General features: G+C 73.4%; 21 protein-coding genes and 1 tRNA gene. 11 read left to right on the top strand and 11 right to left on the bottom strand.

Features of this window, described 5'->3' with window-relative positions; translation table 11 throughout:
* The first annotated feature begins 10 nt into the window (after positions 1 to 10).
* From ASE68_RS13350 to ASE68_RS13335, 4 genes are all read left to right on the top strand, one after another.
* A complete protein-coding gene (locus tag ASE68_RS13350) occupies positions 11 to 565 on the top strand; it encodes a phosphoribosyltransferase (RefSeq protein WP_055859506.1) in 555 nt (184 codons plus the stop codon).
* Positions 562 to 1,278, top strand: coding sequence for a Type 1 glutamine amidotransferase-like domain-containing protein (locus ASE68_RS13345; protein ID WP_055861367.1), 717 nt, complete (start codon positions 562 to 564; stop codon positions 1,276 to 1,278). The genes ASE68_RS13350 and ASE68_RS13345 overlap by 4 nt, the downstream gene beginning before the upstream one ends.
* A 1-nt stretch (position 1,279) precedes the next feature.
* Entirely contained in the window at positions 1,280 to 1,969 is a 690-nt protein-coding gene (locus tag ASE68_RS13340) for a uracil-DNA glycosylase (protein ID WP_055859502.1), read from the top strand.
* A gap of 129 nt (positions 1,970 to 2,098) precedes the next feature.
* On the top strand, positions 2,099 to 2,677 hold the full coding sequence (locus tag ASE68_RS13335) for a GNAT family N-acetyltransferase (RefSeq protein WP_055861363.1): 579 nt from the start codon (positions 2,099 to 2,101) through the stop codon (positions 2,675 to 2,677).
* Between the two features lie 10 nt (positions 2,678 to 2,687).
* On the opposite strand, the gene ASE68_RS13330 is transcribed toward ASE68_RS13335, so the two are convergent.
* Positions 2,688 to 3,335, bottom strand: coding sequence for a hypothetical protein (locus ASE68_RS13330; RefSeq protein WP_055859499.1), 648 nt, complete (start codon positions 3,333 to 3,335; stop codon positions 2,688 to 2,690).
* Positions 3,336 to 3,409: 74 nt separating this feature from the next.
* Between ASE68_RS13330 and ASE68_RS13325 the strand changes: the two genes are divergently transcribed.
* The 6 genes from ASE68_RS13325 to ASE68_RS13300 all read left to right on the top strand — a co-directional run bounded on the left by ASE68_RS13325 (position 3,410) and on the right by ASE68_RS13300 (position 10,117).
* Complete coding sequence (locus tag ASE68_RS13325) at positions 3,410 to 4,831, top strand: amidase (protein WP_055859496.1); 1,422 nt, start codon at positions 3,410 to 3,412, stop codon at positions 4,829 to 4,831.
* A 48-nt stretch (positions 4,832 to 4,879) separates the two neighbouring features.
* Entirely contained in the window at positions 4,880 to 5,902 is a 1,023-nt protein-coding gene (locus ASE68_RS13320; protein ID WP_055859492.1) for a siderophore-interacting protein, read from the top strand.
* Entirely contained in the window at positions 5,899 to 6,987 is a 1,089-nt protein-coding gene (locus ASE68_RS13315) for an iron ABC transporter permease (protein ID WP_055859489.1), read from the top strand. The genes ASE68_RS13320 and ASE68_RS13315 overlap by 4 nt, the downstream gene beginning before the upstream one ends.
* Positions 6,987 to 8,072, top strand: a complete 1,086-nt coding sequence (locus ASE68_RS13310) for an iron chelate uptake ABC transporter family permease subunit (RefSeq protein ID WP_055859487.1) — start codon at positions 6,987 to 6,989, stop codon at positions 8,070 to 8,072. Before ASE68_RS13315 ends, ASE68_RS13310 begins: the two co-directional genes overlap by 1 nt.
* On the top strand, positions 8,069 to 8,983 hold the full coding sequence (locus ASE68_RS13305; RefSeq protein ID WP_082462238.1) for an ABC transporter ATP-binding protein: 915 nt from the start codon (positions 8,069 to 8,071) through the stop codon (positions 8,981 to 8,983). Before ASE68_RS13310 ends, ASE68_RS13305 begins: the two co-directional genes overlap by 4 nt.
* A gap of 102 nt (positions 8,984 to 9,085) precedes the next feature.
* Positions 9,086 to 10,117, top strand: coding sequence for an iron-siderophore ABC transporter substrate-binding protein (locus ASE68_RS13300; protein WP_055859484.1), 1,032 nt, complete (start codon positions 9,086 to 9,088; stop codon positions 10,115 to 10,117).
* Positions 10,118 to 10,181: 64 nt separating this feature from the next.
* On the opposite strand, the gene ASE68_RS13295 is transcribed toward ASE68_RS13300, so the two are convergent.
* From ASE68_RS13295 to ASE68_RS13250, 10 genes are all read right to left on the bottom strand, one after another.
* A complete protein-coding gene (locus tag ASE68_RS13295; protein WP_200921714.1) occupies positions 10,182 to 10,568 on the bottom strand; it encodes a Fe-S oxidoreductase in 387 nt (128 codons plus the stop codon).
* Positions 10,565 to 12,031, bottom strand: coding sequence for an NAD(P)/FAD-dependent oxidoreductase (locus ASE68_RS13290; RefSeq protein ID WP_055859477.1), 1,467 nt, complete (start codon positions 12,029 to 12,031; stop codon positions 10,565 to 10,567). The genes ASE68_RS13295 and ASE68_RS13290 overlap by 4 nt, the downstream gene beginning before the upstream one ends.
* A gap of 97 nt (positions 12,032 to 12,128) precedes the next feature.
* The gene (locus ASE68_RS13285; RefSeq protein ID WP_055859474.1) at positions 12,129 to 13,004 is read right to left on the bottom strand and encodes an arginase family protein; all 876 of its coding nucleotides are present in this window, start codon (positions 13,002 to 13,004) and stop codon (positions 12,129 to 12,131) included.
* 95 nt (positions 13,005 to 13,099) lie between these two features.
* On the bottom strand, positions 13,100 to 13,834 hold the full coding sequence (locus ASE68_RS13280; RefSeq protein WP_055861357.1) for a PspA/IM30 family protein: 735 nt from the start codon (positions 13,832 to 13,834) through the stop codon (positions 13,100 to 13,102).
* Between the two features lie 136 nt (positions 13,835 to 13,970).
* A complete protein-coding gene (locus ASE68_RS13275; RefSeq protein ID WP_055859471.1) occupies positions 13,971 to 16,007 on the bottom strand; it encodes a TPM domain-containing protein in 2,037 nt (678 codons plus the stop codon).
* Between the two features lie 135 nt (positions 16,008 to 16,142).
* Positions 16,143 to 17,015, bottom strand: coding sequence for a hypothetical protein (locus tag ASE68_RS13270; protein ID WP_055859467.1), 873 nt, complete (start codon positions 17,013 to 17,015; stop codon positions 16,143 to 16,145).
* The gene (locus ASE68_RS13265) at positions 17,005 to 17,550 is read right to left on the bottom strand and encodes a sigma-70 family RNA polymerase sigma factor (RefSeq protein ID WP_055859465.1); all 546 of its coding nucleotides are present in this window, start codon (positions 17,548 to 17,550) and stop codon (positions 17,005 to 17,007) included. Before ASE68_RS13265 ends, ASE68_RS13270 begins: the two co-directional genes overlap by 11 nt.
* 97 nt (positions 17,551 to 17,647) lie before the next feature.
* A tRNA-Arg gene (locus ASE68_RS13260) sits at positions 17,648 to 17,720 on the bottom strand.
* Between the two features lie 88 nt (positions 17,721 to 17,808).
* The gene (locus tag ASE68_RS13255) at positions 17,809 to 19,002 is read right to left on the bottom strand and encodes an ROK family transcriptional regulator (protein WP_055859462.1); all 1,194 of its coding nucleotides are present in this window, start codon (positions 19,000 to 19,002) and stop codon (positions 17,809 to 17,811) included.
* Between the two features lie 40 nt (positions 19,003 to 19,042).
* Positions 19,043 to 19,687, bottom strand: coding sequence for a hypothetical protein (locus tag ASE68_RS13250; RefSeq protein ID WP_082462237.1), 645 nt, complete (start codon positions 19,685 to 19,687; stop codon positions 19,043 to 19,045).
* A gap of 37 nt (positions 19,688 to 19,724) precedes the next feature.
* Here ASE68_RS13250 and ASE68_RS13245 point away from each other — a divergent pair, with 37 nt between their 5' ends.
* On the top strand, positions 19,725 to 21,398 hold the full coding sequence (locus ASE68_RS13245) for an arginine--tRNA ligase (RefSeq protein WP_055859456.1): 1,674 nt from the start codon (positions 19,725 to 19,727) through the stop codon (positions 21,396 to 21,398).
* Position 21,399: the final 1 nt, after the last annotated feature.

The following is a 21,399-nucleotide window of genomic DNA, read 5'->3' as shown; positions in this document are numbered from 1 at the left end:
CCCTTGGGGCATGACCTTCGATGCGAATGACGCCGGCACGGCCGACGACGGGATCCGCCGCGAGATCCTGACCTGGGACGACTTCGCCGAGGCCTCGCGCCAGGTCGCGGCCGACGTGCTCGGCTCCGGGTTCCGGCCCGACGTGGTCATCGCGATCGCGCGCGGGGGACTGCTGTTCGCCGGTGCGATCGCCTATGCGCTCGGCACCAAGGCCTGCGGCTCGATCAACGTGGAGTTCTACTCGGGCGTCGACGAGCGACTGCCCGAGCCCGTGCTGCACCCGCCGATGCTCGATGCGCCCGCCCTCAGCGGCAAGCGCGTGCTCCTCGTCGACGACGTCTCCGACTCGGGCCGCACGCTGGCCAAGGTCGTCGCCATCCTGGGCGACGCGGGCGCCGACGTGCGCAGCGCGACGCTCTACACGAAGTCGCACACGGTGCTCGAGCCCGACTTCGACTACCGGCGCACCGACGACTGGATCGTGTTCCCGTGGTCGGCGCTGCCGCCGGTGCAGGTGCCGGATGCCGCGGCGCAGGCCGCGAGCGCGACGGGGTCGGTCGCATGAGCGTGCATCTCGTCGGCGGCGGCGCGTTGAGCGCCGCGCAGGCCGCGCTGTACGCGCCGTTCCTCGAGGAGGCGGCCGCTCACGCACGTGCCGCCGGCCGGCAGCGACCCCGCATCGCCGTGGTGTCGGTGCATCCGGGCGGTGCCGCGCAGGCCGAGACGCTCGTCGAGGTGCTCTCGGCCGCGGGCGACTTCGAGCCGCACGTGACGGCCGTCGAGGGCGGCGGGCTCGTCGAGCCGACCGCGATCGCCGACGTCGACGGCATCGCCGTCGGCGGGGGCATCGTCGAGCAGGTCCGCGCCGGCATCGAGCCGGTCTTCGGCGAGCTGCGGCGCCAGGTCGCGTCTGGCGTGCCGTACCTCGGCATCTCGGCTGGGGCGATGATCGCCGCAGAGGGGTCGCTCGGCGGCGGATCCCGCATCGACGGCGTGGTCGTCTCGCCAGAGGACCCGTCCGAGGAGGGGGCCGAGTTCGAGGTCGAGGGCGGCATCGGACTCGTCGACGTCGCCGTCGACGCGCACGTCGCGCAACGCGGCAACCTCTCGCGCCTCGTCGCGGCCGTCGAATCCGGACTCATCGACAGCGCGCTCGGCATCGACGAGCGCACCGCGCTCATCGTCGGCGAGGGCGGACTGCGGGTCGTGGGCTCCGGCAGCGTCTGGCGTGTGCTCCCCGCCGACGGCGGTGTGCTCGTCTCGACGCTCGGCGCCTGAGGTGGTGAAGACCCTCGACGAGCTCGCCGAGGCGGGGCTCGTCGACGCCGGATGGGCGCAGGCGCTCGCCCCGGTCGCCCTCGAGATCGCGCAGCTCGGCGAGTTCCTCCGCGCCGAGACGGCCGCCGGGCGCGGATACCTTCCCGCCGGTGATCGCGTGCTGCGCGCGTTCGCGACGCCGCTCGACGAGGTGCGCGTGCTCATCGTCGGCCAGGACCCATACCCGACCCCCGGGCATCCGATCGGCCTGTCGTTCGCGGTCGAGCGCGACGTGCGCCCGCTGCCGCGGAGCCTCGGCAACGTCTACACCGAGCTCGCCGCAGACCTCGGCGTCGTGCCCCCGCCCCATGGCGACCTCACCCCGTGGGCGCGCAACGGCGTCATGCTGCTGAACCGCGTGCTCACGGTGCGTCCAGGCGAGGCGGGCTCGCACCGCGGCAGGGGGTGGGAGCGGGTCACCGACCACGCGATCCGCACGCTCGCGGCACGCGACGCCCCGCTCGTCGCGATCCTCTGGGGGCGCGACGCGCAGCAGCTGAGGCCGCTGCTCGGGGACACGCCCGTGATCGAGTCGGCTCACCCGAGTCCGCTCTCGGCCAGGCGGGGATTCTTCGGCTCGAGGCCGTTCAGCCGTGCCGACGAGCTGCTCTCGGCGCAGGGCGCGGCGGCGGTCGACTGGTCGCTCGACTGATCGCATGGGCGGATGCCGCGGCATCCGCCCATCGGCTCATGACGGCCGCCCGTGACATCCGCTCGTGGCGCGCCGTTCGGCGGAGCCCGCGACCTCCGCCCGCGACCTCCGCGGCGTAGGGTGGTCGGCATGCTCGAGGAGGAATACCAGCCGCGCCGGGAACTGCCGCGGCACCTGCGCAAGCCCCCGCAGCCCGAGGCGCCGTTCACGTACGAACTCCGTGACGCCGTGGCGGCCGACCTGCCAGCGGTGCGCGAGATCTACAACTACTACGTCGCCAACTCCACGGTCACCTTCGATGAGGACGCCATGACCCTGAGGGAGTGGAAGGCGAAGTTCGCGTACCTGACCAAGCTCGGCATGCCGTTCATCGTGGCCGTCGCGCCGTCGGGCCAGCTGCTCGGCTACGCGCTGGTCGCCCCGTGGAAGCCGAAGCGCGCCTACCGGTTCACGGTCGAGAACTCGATCTACCTCGGGCCGGCCGCCGCGGGCAAGGGGCTCGGGCGGGCGCTGCTCGGCGAGCTCATCGACCGTTCGAAGGCGGCCGGGCTCAAGGAGATGCTCGCGGTCATCGCCGACCAGGGCGCCGACGCGTCGATCGCGCTGCACGAGAAGTTCGGCTTCACCGAGATCGGCCGCATGGGCCGGGTCGGCTTCAAGTTCGACCGGTGGCTCGGCACGGTGCTGCTGCAGCGCTCGCTCAAGTAGCCCCGACGGCTCAGAGGGTGATGTCGAGGGTGCCGCCGACGGCCGACGGCCCCGCGATCGCCACGACCAGGCCGGTCACCGCGAAGAGCACGGGATGGGCGAGGCCGACCACGATCCGCCGCAGCGCCGGTCTCGTCCCGAGCAGGTGCGCGGGCACCCGGTCGGCCGTCGGCACCTCGGCCCAACCGCGGACCCGCACGAGGAACCACGCGCACCGCAGCACGAACGCCCCCCAGAGCACGGCGGCCACGATCGGGACGACGACGAGCATCAGGTCGATCCCGATGCCGATGATCTCATCCTCGCGCTGCTCGGCCGCGAGCTGGATCGACTGCGAGATGGCCGCGCCGACGACCACCGAGAGGCCCCAGGCGGCCAGGCCGAACACGAGGGCGAGGTAGCGCACGAGGAAGTGCGAGAACACCGAGCTCATCGCCTCGAAATGCGACCGGGGCGTCGCCGCCAGCACGAGCACGGTCGCGATCGTCGACGGCAGCACGAGCAGGAAGATCAGGAGCCAGTCGATCAGTCCGTGCCAGTCGAGCCCGACCGCGACGACGAGCGCGACGCCGAACACGATGCTCCACCCGACGCCCCAGACCAGCGGATGCCGCGTGATCGAGGTCGTGACCCTGGTTGCGACCCGGTTCGTGCCCACGGGCGCCATGCTAGCGGCAGGCCAGGCCCGACCGGCCGGGCGAGGATGCGACGCGCTGGTCGTAGGCTCGAGAGGTGGACCTGCACGAGCACACCGCCCTCGAACTGCACCAGCTGCTGCAACGCGGGGAGGTGTCGCCGGTCGAGCTCACCCGCCATTACCTCGAACGCGCCGAGCGCCTCGACCCCCAGGTGGCGGCCTTCGCGACGCTGACCCCCGAGCGCGCGCTCGAGCGCGCCGAGTTCGTCACGCGCAACGTGCCGAAGCCCGCGCCGCTCTGGGGACTGCCGCTCGCCGACAAGGACCTGCACCGCCGAGAGGGCGTGCCGGCCGCGTTCGGCTCGCGGGCGTTCGAGGGCTTCGTGCCGGATGCCTCCGACGAGCTCGTGCTGGCCGTCGACGCCGCCGGTGCGGTCAGCCTCGGCAAGACGGCGACCCCCGAGTTCGGCCTGCCCTCGTACACCGAGGCGCTCGTCGGGCGCCCGACCCGCAATCCGTGGGATCCGACGCTCGGCGCCGGCGGGTCGAGCGGAGGAGCGGCGGCGGCCGTGGCCTCCGGCATGCTGCCGTTCGCGCCCGGCTCCGACGGCGGGGGATCGATCCGGATCCCCGCGGCGGTGTGTGGCCTCGTCGGCATCAAGCCCTCGCGCGGTCGCGTGCCGTCCGGCTCCGGACTCGGCGGGCTCGCCGGCCTCGGCGTCGTGGGGGCGATCGGTCGCACGGTCGCCGACGCCGCGTTGCTCCTCGACGGGCTGATCGCCCCGACGGGGTATCCGGCGGCGCACGCCTACGCGGTTCGAGCGCCCGGCGACGACGGGCCGTACCTCGGCGAGGCGATCCGAGGCGAGGGGCGGTTCCAGATCGGCGTCATGACCGAGACGCCGTGGGACGACGCGTACGAGATCACGATCGCGCCCCAGGCGCGCTCCGCGCTCGATCGGGCCATCGCGGTGCTCGACGGCGGCCGGCACGGCATCGAGGCGGTTCCGGATGCGCCGGAGCCCGGGTATCCCGACGCGTTCCGCACGATCTGGCAGGCGGGGGCCGCGACGATCCCCGTCGACGACGAGCGGCTCGCACTGCTGGAACCGCTCACGCAGTGGCTCGTCGATCGCGGACGTGCGCTGCCGTCCAGGCAGCTCGCCGAGGCGCTCGCGTGGCTGTCGGACTTCGAACGGCGCGTGATCACGAGGTTCGCCTCGTACGACGCTGTGCTCACGCCCGCGCTCGCGCTCACGCCGCCGGCCGTCGGCTGGTACGACGCGGTCGACGGCGAACGCAACTTCGCGCAGCAGGTGCAGGTGACGCCGTTCACGTCGTTCGTCAACGTCGCCGGGCTGCCGGCGATCACGGTGCCCGTCGAGGTCACGGAGGCCGGCGTGCCCATGGGCGTCCAGCTCATCGGGCGTCCCGGCGGCGAGGCGGTGCTGTTCGCGCTCGCGGCGCAGCTCGAGCGTCGGCTGCGGCGTGCGCCGCGGCATCCGCTCGTCTGGTGAATGCCCCGCCGGTTCGGATGCCGCGAGCCGGTATGTCAGACTTAGGTAATGCTTACCTCAGTGGCCGAACCCCCTCGGCGTGAGCGACCCGCATACCGCAACTTCCGCGTCGCGGTCGCACGCGTCGAACGCCTCTCGCCGACCTTCGTGAACGTGACGTTCGCCGGCGACGACCTGGCGGACTTCGGCACGGCCGGCCTCGACCAGCGCGTCAAGGTCGTGCTGCCGCTCGCTGCGAACGGCTTCGCGTCCTTCCCCGACGGCGAGGACTGGTACACCAAGTGGCGTGAGCTGCCCGCCGACCTGCGCAACCCGTTCCGCACCTACACGGTGCGCGCGGTGCGCCCGGCGCAGCGCGAGGTCGACATCGTGTTCGCCAGCCACGGCGACACCGGACCCGCCTCGGCATGGGCGGCCCGCGCGACGCCCGGCGACGAGATCGTGCTCATCGGACCCGACGAGTTCGGCCCCGGCCGCGCGGTCGGCATCGACTGGCGCCCCGGCGACGTCGACACCCTGCTGCTCGTCGGCGACGAGACCGCGACCCCGGCGATCTGCGCGATCCTCGAGTCGCTGCCCGCCGATGCCACCGGTGCGGCGTTCCTCGAGGTGCCCGAAGCCGGCGACCGCCTCGACGTTCGCGCGCCCCGCGGTGTCGAGGTGCGGTGGTTCGCCCGCGAGGGCGGCCACGGAGCGGACGCCGCCGAGGGCACCGCCGCCGGGGGCACCGTCGCCGAGGGCACCGCCGCCGCAACGGAGCACGGCGCGCTCCTCGCGCCCGCCGTGCGCGACTGGGTCGTGCGCCACCTCGCCGACCTCGGCGTCGCGCGCGCCGGCGCCGACGAATCCGCCGCGGCGCTCGCCGCCGCCGAACGGGCCGACCTTCCCGACACGCCGCTCTGGGACGTTCCAGAGGGGCAGAGCCTCGACGGCGCCTGCTACGCCTGGCTCGCGGGCGAGGCGTCCGTCATCACCGGCCTCCGCCGGTTCCTCGTGCGCGAGGCCGGGCTCGACCGCCGCCAGGTCGCGTTCATGGGCTACTGGCGCCGCGGGCGCGCCGAACTCGAGTGAACGGGTCGCCCACCGTCGTCGGGCCCGCCGCCTCGCAGTCCGACCTCGCGACGGCGGCCTCGACGCCCGTCGCCCCTGGCCGTCGACGCGTTCGGCGCGTCGGGTCGGGGCGTGCCGCGGCCGTGCTCGTCGCCTGCGCGATCGCACTCGTGGCGATCGTCGTGGCGAGCCTCGCCTTCGGCGTGCGCTCCATCGACCCCGGCGTCGTCTGGCAGGCCATCATCGGGCCGGACCCCGCGAATGCCGACCACAACGTCATCTGGCAGCTGCGCGTGCCGCGCACCGTCATCGGCCTGCTCGCGGGCGTCGCGCTCGGCCTCGCCGGCACGCTCATCCAGGGTGTCACGCGCAACCCGATCGCCGACCCGGGGCTGCTCGGCCTGAACTCCGGCGCCTCCCTCGCCGTCGTGCTCTGCATCGCCCTCCTCGGCGTGACCTCGCCGCTCGGGTACATCTGGTTCGCGTTCGCCGGTGCCGCGGCAGCGGCCGCCATCGTCTTCTCGATCGGGCGGGGGCAACCCGTGCGCCTCGCGCTGGTCGGCGCCGCCGTGACCGCGTTCATCACGCCGCTCATCGCCCTCGTGCTCCTCCGCGACACCGAGACGTTCAACCAGTACCGGTTCTGGGCCGTCGGCTCGCTCACGGGTCGTGGCCTCGACGTCGCGGCCGTCCTCTGGCCGTTCATCCTGGTCGGCGCGGTCGTCGCGTTCCTGCTCGCCAACCGGCTCAACCTGATCGCCCTCGGCGACGACGTCGCGAACTCCCTCGGCCAGCGCGTCGGCACGACCCGCGCCGTCGCGGGCATCGCCCTCGTGCTGCTCTGCGGAACCGCCACGGCGCTCGCCGGGCCGATCGCCCTCGTCGGACTCGTCGTGCCCCACGCCGCGCGCCGCCTCGTCGGCACCGACTACCGATGGATCATGTCGACCGCACTCCTGCTCGGCCCGGTCATGCTGCTCGCCGCCGACGTCATCGGACGCCTCATCGTGCCGAACGCCGAGCTCGAGGCCGGCGTGGTCACGGCGTTCCTCGGCGCCCCCGTGCTCATCGCCATCGCGCGCAGCCGGAACGTGGCGGGCCTGTGATGACGACGACCGAATCCCGACCCGCCACCACGCCCCCGCCCGCGCCCGCCTCCGTCGACGACGTGCGCCGCACCGTCGCATCCGTGCGTCGTCGCAGCCGTCGGCGCCTGGTCGTCATGCTCGCCGCCGGTGCCGCGCTCGCCCTGGTGTTCGCGATGATCGCCATCTCCTCCGGCGCGGCGAGCGTCCCACCCGACCGCGTGCTCGCGACCCTGCTCGGCCAGGGCGATCGCACCGAGCAGCTCGTGGTCTTCAAGCTGCGGCTGCCGCGCATCCTCGCGGCGGTCTTCGTCGGCGCGGCGTTCGGCCTCGCCGGCGCGATCTTCCAGGCGGTGCTGCGCAACCCGCTGGCGAGCCCGGACATCCTCGGCGTCTCGGCCGGTGCGAGCCTCGGTGCCGTCTGGGCGATCCTCGGCCTCGGGCTCGCGGGCGTCGTCGTCTCGGGATTCGCCCTCGCCGGGGCGCTCGTCGTCGCCCTCGTGATCTGGGCGACCGCGTGGCGGCAGGGCCTGCACGGCGTGCGCTTCGTGCTCGTCGGCGTGGGACTCGCCTACGTCTGCGGCTCGCTCATCGCCTGGCTCCTCGCTCGTGCCGAGGTGCGCCAGGCGCAGGCCGCGCTCCTCTGGACCGTCGGCAGCGTCTCCGACGTGCGCGGCGACGCGCTCGTGCTGGTCGGCATCGGCGTGGTGATCGGATGCCTCCTGACGGCCGCGTTCGCCCGTGGCCTGCCCGTGCTCGCACTCGGCGACGACCATGCGATCTCGCTCGGCGTGCGAACCGACGTGCGCCGCGGCATCCTGCTGCTCGTCGCGGTGCTGCTGATCGCGATCGCGACATCGGTCGCGGGGCCGATCGCCTTCGTCGCCCTCATCGCGCCCGCCATCGCACGTCGCCTCGTCGACGACGGCAGCGCCGCACTCGCGGCCTCGACCATGACGGGTGCCGTGCTGACGCTCGGCTCCGACGTGCTCGGCCAGTTCGCCCTGCCGCAGTTCACCGCGCCCGTGGGCATCGTGACCGGACTCATCGGCGCACCGTACCTGCTGTGGCTGCTCGCCCGCACCGAGAGGAAGGCCCGCGCATGACCGCCGTGCCCGCATCCGTACCGCCGTCCGTGCCGGCCGTCGCGCCGACGTCGGGCGGGCTCGCCGCCGAGGGCGTCTGCCTCGGCTACGACGGTCGCCGGGTCATCGACGGACTCGACCTCGTGATCCCGAGCGGCCGCATCACGGCCATCGTCGGCCCGAACGCCTGCGGCAAGTCGACGCTGCTGCGCGGGTTCGCGCGGCTCCACCAGCTCGACGGCGGCAGGGTCACGCTCGACGGCCGTGACGTCGCCGACCTGCCGCGCCGCGAGCTCGCGCGTCGTGTCGGCGTGCTGCCGCAGTCGTCGATCGCGCCGGACGGCGTGCGGGTCGCCGAGCTCGTCGGGCGCGGCCGGTACCCCCACCAGGGCTGGTTCGGCCGCCATTCGAGCGACGACGACCGGTTCGTGGCGGAGGCGCTTGCGGCGACCGGCATCGCCGACCTCGCCGACCGGCGGCTCGAGGAGCTGTCGGGCGGGCAGCGGCAGCGCGTCTGGATCGCCATGGTGCTCGCGCAGCAGACCGACATCGTGCTGCTCGACGAGCCCACGACGTACCTCGACGTGACCCACCAGCTCGAGTTGCTCGACCTGCTCACCGAGCTCAACCGCGAGCGGGGCACGACGGTCGTGATGGTGCTGCACGAGTTGAACCTGGCTGCGCGGTACGCCGACCACCTCGTCGTGATGTCGGCCGGATCGATCATCGCCGAGGGTGCCCCGGCCGAGATCCTCACGCCCGAGACGGTGCGGCGGGCGTTCGCGCTCGAGGCGTCGGTGATCCTCGACCCGGTGGCCGGGTCGCCGATGATCGTGCCGGTCGGGCGATTCCACACGGCCGCGCTCGAGGCGTCGGCGTCCGAGCCGACCGCGTCCGCGTCGGCGTCCGCGCCGACCGCGCTCGATTCCTGACGTCTTCCGAATCGTGACCCGTCCGTGACGGCGTCGGTTCGCCCAGCGCACCTGCTTAGGTTAGCCTTTCCTTATCCCCATCATTCGAACGAGGAGTTCCCCGTGCGTCTTCGACGTCCGCTCATCGCGCTGGCCTGCCTCGCCGCCACCGCACTGACCCTGACCGCCTGCGCCTCGGGCGCCAACGAGGAGCCCACGGCGGCTCCCGACGCGGCCGTCGGCACCGGCTTCCCGATCACGATCGAGCACGCGTTCGGCGAGACCGTCGTCGAGGCCGCGCCCGAGCGCGTTGCGACCTGGGGTTGGGGCTCGACCGAGGCCGCGATCTCGGTCGGCGTCTACCCGATCGCCGTGGCGGAGCAGAGCTGGACCGTCGGCGAGGGCAACCTGCTGCCGTGGGTCGAGGACGCCTACGACGCAGCCGGCGTCGAGCACCCCGTCGTGATCAACGACGACGAGGGCGGCGCGACCATCCCCTACGAGGAGTTCATCGAGGCGGCGCCCGACCTCATCATCGCGCCGTACTCCGGCCTCACCGAGGAGCAGTACGACACGCTCAGCGACATCGCACCCGTGGTCGCGTACCCCGAGGCGCCCTGGACCACCCCGTGGGACGAGACCATCTCGATCACCGCCACGGCGCTCGGCCTCGAGGCAGAGGGTGACGCCGTGCTCGACGACATCGACGCGTACCTCGCCGACGAGGCCGCGGCCCACCCCGAGTTCGAGGGCAAGACCTTCGCCGGCGTGTGGGACGGCGACGGGCTCGTCTACGTCTACACCGAGGCGGACCCCCGCATCTCGATCCTGACCGAACTCGGCCTCGAGGTCGCCCCGAGCGTCGCCGAACTCGACACGACCGACGGCGGCTTCTTCTACGAGCTGAGCTACGAGCAGCTCGACAAGCTCGATGCCGACTTCATCGTCAACTACAGCAGCTCGAAGGAGGAGGCGGAGTCCTTCCTCACCAAGCCAGAGATCCAGGCGATCCCGGCGGTCGCCGCCGGCAACGTCGCGCAGGTCTACGACCCGGTCACGGTGTCGTCGGTCTCGCCGCCGACCGCGCTCAGCTTCGACTGGGAGGGCGGCATGCCCGCGCTCATCGAGTCCATCGCGGGCGTCGTATCCGAGTAGTCGCACGACGCCACGGCCGACGGCCGGTGACCCTGAACGAATGGGGTCGCCGGCCGTCGCCGTCTCACCTCGCGGTGCGACGCCTCGGCAGGTAGCCGCCGGCCTCGAGCCCGGCCTCGATCTCGAACCGGTTCTTCAGGGGGTTGCGCCCGGCGAGCAGGTAGAGGAACGGCAGCAGCATGCCGTACTGCAGCCACTGCTGCTTGTGCACGGCCTCGTGGCCGAGCACGGTGTCGGAGTCGTTCCGGTTCGTCAGATAGCACATGCCGACGCACGAACCGCCGCGCCCGAACGTCCAGCTCGGCATGCCCGTGAACACGAACAGCCCGTTGCGGCGCTCGACCCGGCCCGTGCTCCAGAGCGACCCCCACACGAAGCCGACGCACGTCGCCCACCAGAATCCGGCGCGACTGATGGGCGAGTCCGTGAGCCCGATCGTCAGCCGGCTCACGCGCGCGCCTCGGGTCGGCCGTAGGACTCGAGCAGGCGCAGCCACACCTCGCTCATCGTCGGGAACGCCGGAACCGCGTGCCAGAGCCGTTCGACGGGCACCTCGCCGACGATCGCGACGGTCGCCGCATGCAGCAGCTCGGAGACATCCTGTCCGGTGAAGGTCGCGCCGATCACGGTGCCGAGCTCCTCGTCGACGACGAGCTTCGCGTGGCCCTCGTACCCGTCGGCGAGGATTCCCGCGCCGCTCGCCGAGGTCATCGACACCTCGACGGTGCGCACCGTGCGCCCGGCCTTCGTCGCCTGAGCCTCGGTGAGCCCGACCGCGACGGCCTCGGGCTCGGCGAAGACCACCTGCGGCACGGCCGAGTGATCAGCCGTCGCCGCATGCACGCCCCACGAGCTCAGGTCGATCGGATGTCCCGTGGCGCGAGCCGCGACGAGGTCGCCGACGGCACGGCCCTGGTACTTGCCCTGGTGGGTGAGCAGGGCCCGGTGGTTCACGTCGCCCGCGGCGTAGAGCCACTGGCCGTCGTCGCCTGCCTCGGAGGCGTCGAGCCCTTCGACCTGGAGGCCGTCGTCGACGCGCAGCCAGTCGCCGGGTTCGAGTCCGACGGTCTCGAGGCCGATCGCGTCGGTTCGGGGCTTGCGTCCGGTCGCGACGAGCACCTCGTCGGCGACCACGGTCGAGCCGTCGTCGAGGGTCAGCACGACGTCGCCGGCGTCAGTGCGTTCGACGCCGGTGGTCTGCACGCCCGTGCGCACGGTCGCGCCGAGCCCGCGGAGCCCGGCCGTCACGGCGTCGCCGACGAACGGCTCCATGTTGCCCAGCAGCCCGCTGCGCGCGAGCACGACGACCTCGGTGCCGAACCCGGCGAACACGGTCGCCATCTCGCAGGCCACCACCCCGCCCCCGATGATCGCGAGCCGCCTCGGCGGTCGCTCGACGCTCGTCGCCTCGCGGCTCGTCCACGGCGACGCCTCGGCGAGGCCGGGGATCGGCGGCACCACGGGATCCGAGCCCGTCGCGACGACCACGGCGTGACGCGCGACGAGGGTCACGGCGTCGTCGGAACCCGAGCCGTCGCGTGACACGACGACGCGGCGCGGTCCGTCGAGGCGCCCGTGCCCGCGCTCGAGGCCGATGCCGGCATCGTCGAGCCAGGAGACGGCGCCGTCGTCGCTCCAGTCCGACACCCAGTAGTCGCGCCGGCGCAACACGGCCTCGACGTCGAGGTCTCCGGTGACGGCCTCCGCGGCGCCTGGAACGCGCTTCGCGGCACGCAGGGCGGCGGCGCTGCGCAGCAGCACCTTCGACGGCACGCACGCCCAGTACGAGCATTCGCCGCCCACGAGTTCGTGCTCGACGATCACCACCTCGAGTCCGGCGGCGCGCACCCGGTCGGCGATGTTCTCGCCAACGGGTCCGGCGCCGAGGACGATGACGTCGACTTCGCGTTGCATCGGTCTCCTCTCGCACCCGCCGCTGCGGGCGGATGGCCCAAGCCTAGGCACCGCGAGGGGCGAGGGCACCCCCTTGCGCCCCCCGCGCGCGACCGGTTCAGGCCGCGGGAGTGGCGGAGGTCGCGGGGTCGGCCGTCGCGCCGCTCGCGAGCGCGCCGACGAGTCGCAGGATCGTGGGCAGGTCGTCGTCGGCGACCTCGGGCGACCTCGGTGCGAATCCGGTGATCGCCGCACCGGCGAGCGGGAAGCGGGCGACGACGGCCTTCACGAGCGCGACGAGCGTCGTCGCGCCGACCCCGAACGGCATCGGGTACGACAACCCCGCGAGCGCCGAGGGGTCGAGCACGTCGAGGTCGATGTGCACGAAGACCTGCGAGGCGCCGGTGGCCTCGAGCGAGGCGATGACGATGGAGGGGTCGGAGAGATCTTCGACGGTGAGCACGTCGATGCCGTGCTCGTCGATGAAGCGGTGCTCCTCGGCATCGATGGCGCGGATGCCGCCGAGCACGAGGCGCTGCGGTGCGACCCGGCTCTCGCCCTCGAGGGCGAGGCCGTCGGCGCCGTCGCCCGCGATGTGCCGCAGCGTCATGCCGCCGAATCCGCCGGACGGCGACGAGTCGGGGGTGTTCAGGTCGGGATGCGCGTCGAGCCAGAGCACGGCGAGCTCGCCGTTCGAGCTTCGCGCCGCGTGGGCGACGCCCGGCAGGGCCGCGCCGCAGTCGCCGCCGACGGTGATCGCGGTTCCGGTGATCGAGGCCAGGGCCTCCTCGGTGCGCTCGCGGGTGCGGCGCACGGCGCTGTACCGACGGATGCCGGTGCCGAGCGACTCGCCGGCCTCGATGGGCACGTCGATGCTCACGGTGGCGGCGGCGGGCAGGTCGCCGAGGATGGCCGCGGCGCCGTCGGCGAGGCTCATCGCGCGTGAGGAGACCGAGCCCTGCCAGAGGGGGACGACGACGAACGTTGCGGGCATGTGCCCAGTATCCCGCGATCGGAACGGCTGGTGCCAGCCGTTCCGATCGCGAGGAGCCTCAAGCGAGGCGGATCTGCCCGCTGATCAGCCCGGGCTCAGCCCGAGATCGCTCCCTGAGCGCCGCCGGACTTCAGTGCGGCGAGTCGCGCGTCGACCTCGGTGAGCTCGCCGAGGTCGTCGAGCTCGTTGAACTGGGCGTCGAGGCTCGACGCGGCGAGCTCGGCCTGACCGCGCACGACCGCCTCTTCGCGACGGATCTTGTCTTCGAAGCGGCCGAGCTCGCTCGTGGGGTCGAGGATGTCGATCGACTTCACGGCGTCGTGCACCTGGCGCTGCGCCGCGGCGGTCTTCGCACGGGCGACCAGCTCGGACCGCTTGTTCTTGAGCTGGACCAGCTTCTCCTTCATGCCGTTCAAGCCGGCCTTCAGCTTGTCGACGACGTCGGTCTGCGCGGCGATCTGCGGCTCGGCCGCCTTCGCCTCGTTCTCGGCCGAGATCTGGCGGCTGAGCGCGACCTTGGCGAGGTTGTCGAACTTGTCGGCACCGGACGTGTCGCCGGCGGTGCGCAGCTCGTCGCCCTTGCGGCTCGCGGCGATCGCCTTCTCGCCCCAGGTGCGGGCGGCCTCGACGTCTTCGCGGTGGTCGTCCTCGAGGAGGCGCAGGTTGCCGATGGTCTCGGCGATCGCGGCCTCGGCGTCGGCGATGCTGTTCGTGAAGTCGCGGACCATCTGGTCGAGCATCTTCTCGGGGTCTTCGGCCTGGTCGATGAGTGCGTTCACGTTCGCGCGGAGGAGGGTGGAGATCCTCCCGAAGATGGACTGCTTGGTCATGATGGTTCCTTTCGTCGGGTGCTCGTCACGTACAGGTCGTCGGATGCTGCTGATGGGGTGCTGCTCGGGTGCGGTCGCCGTGCGCGCGATGCGCGGCATGCGGCCGACCGGCGCGCGGCTGCGAGGTGCTGGCGGGTCAGAATCGGCCTCCGCTCCCGCGGCGGCCACGCGTCGCGCTCCCGCCGAAGCTCCCGGCCGAGCGGCCTCCGCCGGATCGGCCGCCGCCGAAGCCTCCGCCGGAGGAGCCGCCGCCGAAGCCGCCGAACCCGCCCGGACCACCGGGCGAGCGTCGACCCCCGCCGAGCACCGAGTCGATGAGGATGCCGCCGAGCACGGCGCCCATGAGGTCGCCTCCGCTCGTGCCGCCGCCGCCCTGGCCGTACCCGGTGGCACCGGCGCCGCCGAACCCGCCGCCGAATCCCTCGACGTCGTTGCGTGCGAGCGAGAGCGCCTCGGCGGCGAGTCGCTCGGCGCGCTGCGCCGCCTCGACCGCGAACGCGGGGTCGGTGCTGGTCTGCGCCTGCTGCAGCAGTTGCGCCGCCGACGCGAGGCGCGTGCGCGCGTCGGTGCCGACCGCGCCACGGCGGGCGACGAGGTAGTCCTCGGCGGTCTGCACCTGCACGCGCGCGTTGGCGACGGCGCGCTCGCGCATCGCCTGCGCCCTGGCCGCCTGTTCGGCGGCGTCGCGTGCGGCGGCGATGACGGTGTCGATCTCGTGGTTCGCCCGGGTGAGTCGTGCCCCCGCGGCGAGCGGGTCGCGCCCGGCGAGGCCGGCGCCCGCGCGGAGCTCGGCCGCGACGGATGCGGTGCGCTCGGCCGCCTGCGCAGCGGCGCCGCCGAGGGCGCTCGCGGTGATCACGTCGGCCTCGAGGTCGGCGACGCCGGCCTCGATCGCCCGATCGGCCTGCGCGAGGTCGGCGGCGAGTCGGCCGACGGCGCCGGTGAGCAGCACCGCCTGGTCGACGGACTCCTCGGCGGCGCGGATCGCGACGGCCGCATCGGCGCTCTGCGGCGGCGTGGCGGCGACGGCCTGCCTCGCCCGGTCGAGCGCCTCGGTCGCGAACGCGATGCGAGAGGCCGCCTGGGCCGGGTTGTCGGCGACGGCGGTGACGGCGGATGCCGCGTAGTCGCGCTCGAGCGCCTGCAGGCGCTCGGCGGCCGGCTGCACCGAGGCCTCGGCAGCGGTGGCCTCTGCGGCGACGCGCTCGAGCTCGGCGGGGGCGTTGCGCTCGAGGTCGCGGAGCGCGTCGAAGGCCTCCGCCTGCTCGTCGAGCCGCGCATCGGCCTCACCGGTGAGTCGGATGATGCCCTCGTAGGCCGCACGCCGGTCGGCGTCGGAGTCGGGCGTCTCGTCGTCGAGTCGCTGCTGCAGCGCGAACGCCTCGGCGACCTTGGCCTTGGCCTCGGCCAACGCGGTACGGAACGTGGCGGTCGCCTCGTCGCCGTACGACGCGGTTGCGAATCCGAGCTCCTCCTCGCTCGTCTTCACGGCGTCGTCGGCCTGCACGAGCGCCGAGCCCGCGGTGCGTCGCAGGTCGTCGAGCGGCACGACGGGGGCCGCAGGCCGACCGCCGGCCGCGGCATCCGTCGCCCTGGACCGCTTCGAGCGCCGTGCCAGCACGAACGCGATGACGGCGACCACGCCGGCGGCGATGACGAGGAACCACACCCAACCCCAGCCCGAACCGGACTCCGAGCCGCTGGTGCCGAGCGCCTCGGCCGCGGCGATCGCGGCGCCGGCCCAGTCCTCATCGACGAGTTCGGGCTCGATCACCTCGAGGCTGATGCGCTGGATCTCGTCGGCGGACACCTGCGCGTCGGCGGCGGCGGAGAGGTAGTACGCGCGGCCGTCGACCGCGACGGCGAGCAGGTAGTCCTCGTCGCCCATGTTGTTCGCCACCGCGGTGTCGTTGGCCCAGGTGTCGGCGGCCTCGGGGTTCGTGAACTCGCTCACGTACGCGACGAAGAGCTGCCGGCCGGTGTCGCCGGCGGTCTTCTCGATGGCCGCGAGCACGTCGTCGGTGCGGCCGTCGAGGGCGCCGACCGTGTCGACGATCGGCGTCTTGCCGAAGTCGACCGGGTCTTCGGCCCACGCCGGAGCAGCCCCGCCGAGGGCGAGTGCGAGCCCGAGCACGCTCGCGATGATCGCCGGACTACGACGGTTCGACGTCATGCACCAATGCCTTCCAGACCCCGGAAACGGACCGGCTTCGAGTCTATGGCGCGCCGCCGACGCCGTCCACGTCGGTCGGGCCTGCGACGTCGACGACGGACCCGAGCCGGGCCCGGGCGCGGCTCGCCGACCCGGTCAGCCGATCGTGACGGGCGCGGTCGGCGACACGACGAGCACGGGGCCCGCGCCGGTCGGCTCGACGAGGACCACGGCCGACAGCTCGTACGCCCCGGGGGAGAGCGGCGGCAGGTCGACCGCGATCGCGCCGTCCTCCTCGTCGGCCGCGGTGCACGACGCCGCCGTGAACCGGCCCTCGAGTTCGACCTGCTCGCCGGGTGCGAGCCGAACGGGCACGAGCGGGGCGTCGAGGGCGAACGAGGGATGCCACACGGTCCTGCCGGCCTCGGAGACCGTGATCGAGGGCACCATCCGCAGCGAGGCCTCGACGACCGTCGGGCCCTCGTTCACGACCCGCACGCGCACGACCCCCTCGGCGCCGGGGGAGACCGGCCCGGGCGGGGAGACGAGCACGGCCGTGAGCGGGCCGTCGGCGGCATCCGACGCCGCGGCGATCGTCTCGCCGCACCGGTTCAGGGCGTCGGGGCCGACGACGAGGGCGTCGTCGCCGAACTGCGCCCCGTCCTGCGGGGCGACGGCCTCCGACCCGCCGGATGCCGCGTCGCCGCCGAGTTCCGCCGGCGATTCGGCCGCGCCGTCGGCCGTGCTCGAGTCGGCGGCGCTCGAGTCCGCGGTGGTCGCCGCGCGCGGCACCATCGATCCGACGCCGAACGCGAGCGCGCCGACGACGAGCACGCCGGCGACCGAGGCCGTGGCGCCGACCACGGCTCGACGCCGATGACGGCGGCGTTCGCGGCTGCCGCGCAGCACCGCATCGAGGTCGACCCGGCGGGGGGAGGCGGCATCCGCCTCGTGCGCGAGGGCATGCGCGAGGCCGGCGGGGTCGGGCCGCTCGGCGGGGTCGGGCGACGTGGTTGGGTCAGGCGACATGGTCACCCTCCGTCCGGGTGGGGGCCTGGCGCAGCATCGCCGCGTCGGAGGCTCGGATCGAGGAGGAGAGGGCTCGCAGCGCGTCGCTCAGGTACCGCTTCACGGCGCCGGAGCTGAGTCCGAGGGTCGCCGCGACCTGGTCGACCGTGAGGTCCTCGTAGTAGCGCAGCACGATGCACGCGGCCTGGCGGGGCGCGAGCGCGCGGATGCGGCGCATGAGGTCGAGGCGCTCGTCGGTGCCGGCCGACTCGGACTCGGTGCTCACGGGTGCGACGGCCAGGTGCCGCACGCGACGCCAGGTGCCGTCGCGTCGCGAGCGGTCGATCACGGCGTTCAGGACCGCGCGCCGCACGTAGGCCTCTGCGCGCGGCAGATCGAGGTGGAACCTCGGTGTGCCGAAGGTGCGCACGAGGGCGTCCTGCACGAGGTCGGCGGCGTCGTCGATGCTGCCGGTCAGCAGGTACGCGTAGCGCGTGAGGGCGTCACCGCGTTCGGCGACCAGCCGAGTCGCGACGTCGTCCCAGGTGCTGGCCAAGCCCGGCTCCTCCCGACGGCGGAGGTTCCGCCGTCACTTGAAGAGACGAACGGATGACGCGTTTCGTTGGGTGACCGTCGAAATCGACGGGATTCTGTGCCCCCGGAGGGATTCGAACCCCCGACCTACGGTACCGGAAACCGGCGCTCTATCCCCTGAGCTACGGAGGCGCACAGCCGTCAACACTAGCACCGTTTGCGGCCCCGTTCCGCCGCGGGTGCGGGGTCGCGAACGCCGCGCGGCGAGCGTCCCGACCGCTCAGGCGCGACCGAGCGCGGCGACCGAGTCGAGCAGCTCCTCGCGCACGCGACTGCCGAGCAGGCTCCTCGCCCCGCGCAGCACCGCGTCGCCCTCGACGGTCGTCGCGCGCACCTCGGGGTACCACCGGCTGATGCGACGGATGCCGCCGGCCACCGCATCGGCGAACGCCTCGCCGCCGAGGTTGGCGGTCGGGCCGGCGAGCACGATCAGGCCGGGGTCGAGGGTCGCGATGACGGGCAGCGCGACGTGCGCCACGCGCACGGCGAGGTCGTCGAAGACGGCGCGCCTCGCCTCGTCGGCGCCGGGCTCGGCGAGGGCCTCTCGTGCGGCGTGGAAGCCGTCGGCGTCGATGCCGTGCCGCTGTGCGAGCAGCGCGACGGCGCGTCCGCCGACGAGGTCCTGCACGGTGCGTGCGGCCGGGTCGATCGCTGCGGCCTCGGCCGAGACCGGGAGGAAGCCGATCTCGCCGGCTCCGCCGAACGATCCGCGGTGCAGGTCGCCGGCGACGTCGAACGAGGCGCCGACGCCGTTGCCGAGCCAGAGCAGCGCGAACACGTCGCGGCCGGCGGCGGCGCCGACCTCGCGCTCGGCGAGCGCTGCGAGGTTCACGTCGTTCTCGATGAGCACGGTGCGGCCGAGGTCGTCCTCGAGGATCTGGCGCAGGGCGCGCACGGGCCAGCCGGGCAGGGTCTCGCTGAAGAGCTCGCCGCCGGCGCCGGGGTCGACGTAGCCGGGGATGCCGAGGCACACCGTGCGCACGGCATCGGGTGAGGTGCCGGCCGCCTCGCTCGCCGCGGCGATGGCGCGGCGCACCTCCTCGACGGCGGATCGGGCGGTCGGGTCGCGCGGCAGCGGCATCCGCACCATCGGGCGATCGGTGCCCGCCGCGTCGACGACGGTCGCGCGAAGCTCGAACGCGTCGAGGTCGAGCGCGACGCCGACGCGCCGGTCGGTGCGCGCCGCGTACACGACGGCCGCGCGGCCGGCGGTGCCCGCGAGCAGGCCCTGCTCCTCGATGGCGCCCACCTGCAGCAGGCGGCTCATCATCTGCGAGGCGGTCGGCTTCGAGACGCCGACGAGTTCGCAGATGCGGTTGCGCGTGAGCGGTCCGTGGTCGAGCAGCACCGCGAGGCCGGCCCGGTCGTTGACGGCACCGAGCCAGGACGGGGTTCCAGGTGTGTTCGGCGCCACCGCGTCGCTCCTCGGGTCGGTCGGTCGGGTTCGGTCTGGGTCAGCTCGCCGGCAGGTTGGCGAGCACGTCGTCGACGAGTCGCTGCGCGTCGCCGGGCTCGAAGAACTCGGTCGAGTCGACCACCACCCAGTAGCCGCCGGTGAAGACCTGCACCTGCCCGTGCGAGCCGCTGTGCTTGAAGAAGCCGGTCACCTCCGGCGGCGTGCCGTACGTGGGCACCGCGGTACTCGAGGCGGCGGCGTCGTTCATGTACGTCTCGAGCGCCGTCTCGGACGGGGTGGCCACCGCGACCTCGATGAGGTCGCCACTCGTCTGGTTGAGGTAGCCGCATGCGGTGCCCGCGGCATCCGTCGTGAGCGTGACGACGGTGCTCGCCTGCGGCGTGTAGTCGGGCGCGGCACCGACGTTGGGGTTGAACGCGTAGAGCTGGTCGGGCGTGACGAGCGCGTCGCAGGCGATCTCGAACGGCGTGGGCGGCTCGACGGTCTCGGTGGGCTCGGGCGAGGCCGCGGGGTCGGATGCCGCGGGGGAGCCGGACTGGGCCGGGTCGGAGGCCGACGGCGCGGGGTCTGCGCCCGTCGGTCCGCACCCGGTCAGCAGCAGTACGGATGCCGCGACGAGCAGCGTCGAGCCCACGGCGGAGCGGAGGCTTCGGGCAGGGCGGCGCAGGGCGGGGCGGGGCATGGACAGACTGTACAACGTCGAACGGTAGGATTTGCGGGTGACTCCCGACGACCTCTCGCGTGCCCTGTTCGACCTCGTGACCGCCATGGTCGAACGACGTCGGCAAGCCGGCACCGAGGTCGAGCTCGCCCTCTCGGCCGAGCAGATCGTGCTCGAGCGCCCCAAGAACCGCGATCACGGCGACTGGGCCTCGAACATCGCCATGCGCCTGGCGAAGCCGCTGGGCTCGAACCCGCGCGAGATCGCGACCGAGCTGGCCGCCGGGCTCGCAGGGGTCGACGGCGTGACGAGCGCCGAGGTCGCCGGCCCCGGCTTCATCAACGTCCGACTCGACGCGGCGGCCGCCGGCGCGCTCGCGAAGGCGATCGTCGACGCCGGTGCGGCCTACGGGCGCAGCGAGAAGCTCGCCGGCGAGCGCATCAACCTCGAGTTCGTCTCGGCGAACCCCACGGGCCCGTTGCACATCGGCCACACCAGGTGGGCCGCGCTCGGCGACGCGATCTCCCGCGTGCTCCGCGCCGCGGGCGCCGACGTCGCGAACGAGTACTACATCAACGACGCCGGCAACCAGATGGACAACTTCGGCCTCTCCGTCATCGCGGCCGCCAAGGGCGAGCCCACGCCAGAGGGCGGGTACCCCGGCAGCTACATCGCCGACCTCGCGACGCGCGTGCTCGAGCGCGAGCCGAACCTCCTCGCGCTCGCCGACGACGTCGCGCTGCACACGGCGAAGGAGATCGCCTACGAGCTGCAGCTCGGCGAGATCCGCGCCTCGCTCGAGCGCTTCAACGTGCACTTCGACGTCTGGACCAGCGAGCGCCGGCTGCACGCGAAGAACGACGACGGGCTCTCCGACGTCGACACCGCCGTCGAGCGCCTCCGCGCCCAGGGCCACGTCTACGACGAGGACGACGCGGTGTGGGTGCGCACGACCGACTTCGGCGACGACAAAGACCGCGTGATCCGCCGCGGCAACGGCGTCTACACCTACTTCGCGGCCGACGCGGCCTACTACCTCGACAAGGGCGACCGCGGGTTCGGCCACAAGATCTACCTGCTCGGCGCCGACCACCACGGCTACGTGCATCGGCTCAAGGCGCTCGCCGGCGCAGCGGGCGACGACCCCGAGCGCGACATCGAGGTGCTCATCGGCCAGCTCGTGTCGATCAACGGCGCGAAGCTCTCCAAGCGCGCCGGCAACATCATCGAGCTCGACGACCTGCAGGCCTGGCTCGGCACCGACGCGCTGCGGTACACCCTCGCGCGCTATCCCGCCGACTCGCCGCTCACGATCGACCCCGAGATCCTCACCCGTCGCACGAACGACAACCCCGTCTTCTACGTGCAGTACGCCCATGCGCGCACGTGCGCGGTCGACCGCAACGCGGCATCCGTCGGCGTCGACCGTTCGACCTTCGCGCCCGAGCTGCTCGAGCACGAGGCGGAGTCCGCGCTGCTCGGCGCGCTGCAGGAGTTCCCGCGCATCGTCGCGCAGTCCGCCGAGCTCCGCGAGCCGCACCGCGTGGCCCGCTACATCGAAGAGCTCGCCGGCCTCTACCACCGCTGGTACGACAACTGCCGTGTGCTGCCGCTCGGCGAGGAGCCCGTCGGCGACCTGCACCGCACGCGCCTGTGGCTGAACGACGCGACGGGCCAGGTCATCCGCAACGGCCTCGACCTGCTGGGAGTCTCCGCGCCCGAGCGCATGTGAC

The sequence above is a fragment of the Agromyces sp. Leaf222 genome (assembly GCF_001421565.1).
GTDB lineage: Bacteria > Actinomycetota > Actinomycetes > Actinomycetales > Microbacteriaceae > Agromyces.
The sequence above is the reverse complement of the archived record's forward strand: the minus strand, read 5'-3'. Positions and strand labels throughout refer to the sequence as shown.